This window comes from Rhodoferax sp. UBA5149 (assembly GCF_002413825.1).
Lineage (GTDB): Bacteria > Pseudomonadota > Gammaproteobacteria > Burkholderiales > Burkholderiaceae_C > Rhodoferax.
In genome coordinates, this window is sequence record NZ_DHXT01000017.1 from 29085 (window position 1) to 30310 (window position 1226).

At 61.5% G+C, this 1226-nt stretch carries 1 protein-coding gene; it reads left to right on the forward strand.

The window, feature by feature from the left end; translation table 11 throughout:
• Positions 1 to 1089 (forward strand): hypothetical protein (locus tag B3V69_RS01295; protein WP_296443066.1); only part of this gene is annotated, 1089 nt, incomplete at its 5' end.
• Positions 1090 to 1226: the final 137 nt, after the last annotated feature.

Sequence of the window (1226 nt, forward strand, 5' to 3'; positions counted from 1 at the left end):
CTGGCGTCCACCGTGTCGGTGGCGAACCTGGCGGCGAGTGATGGCAACGCGTTCGTCGCCTCCTACCTATCGGCCAGCGATGCGTTTGCGCGGCACCGTTACATGATTCCGGCCCTGTTCGACCGTGTCATGGCCTGGCCCAAACTGCCGGAGCCGCTGTACCAACGCCTGGCATCATGGGACAAGAGCGCGTTCATGCCGGGCGTCGACGGCATACCGCAAGACCTGGTGATGCTGGTGCGGGTGAACCAGCATTTCATCGACAGCTTCATGGCCGGGGCCAACTGCGAGATGAACCGTGAACTGCTGTGGCGCGGTTTCCCGACCGACCTGCGGGGCACACCGTTCCAGCGTTTTTGGGGTCGCGTGCAGATCGGTCCGGCGCCTTTCTTTCCCTTGATTGAGCTTGACGACATGCAGCCCATGCACCTGTGGGGTGCCCAGCCCCTGGGCAAGCGCATCGACCCCGTCGGAGGCGACCCCGACCGCGTGGCACTGCTGGTGCGCGGCCAACTGTTGCGGCGCTACCCCAACACGGCGGTCTATGCGTGGAAGAAGACCGTCGGTGCAGACACCTTGCGCAAGGATGACCAGGGACGCCGACCCGACGATGCGATCCAGATACCGGTGTTCTCCGGCACGATCGGCGAAGACATTACTTTCTTCGGCTTCGACATCGACCACGACCAGATTGACCAATGGTGTTTTGTGCTGGAAGAGCAAATGCACGAGCCTCGTTTCGGCTTTGATGTGGAGGTGCCCAAGCCAGAACAAGCGCGCACCGGGCCAAAGCAGCGCACCGCCTTGGTCAAGGCATTGGCGGATATGAGTGCGTTGGCAAAACTAAAGGCGCCCGGTTCAACGACGACGGTGTACACGCAGTACAACCCCTACAAGGCGCTTTCGTGGACGCACATCGGCGTGCAGGCCGGCGGTTTTGTCACCGTCAATAGCCTGAAACAACTGGCGCAACAGCCCTACCCCAACTTTCCGCCACTGAGTGCCACACCCAGCGCATCCGAGATCGCTAAAGCCTTGCTGCAGCAACCGTTTCGCGCCTATTTTGTTGGTTCAGATTTGAAGACCTGAGGAGTTTTGCATGCCGCTACTCAACTTGAACCTGGACGCCATCCAGAATGCCCGTGCCGAGTTGGCACGTCAACGGGATGCGCAGCGCGCCGCCGCCGTCGCACTCAAACAGGCGCAGGCCGAGCTCGATGCCCTGG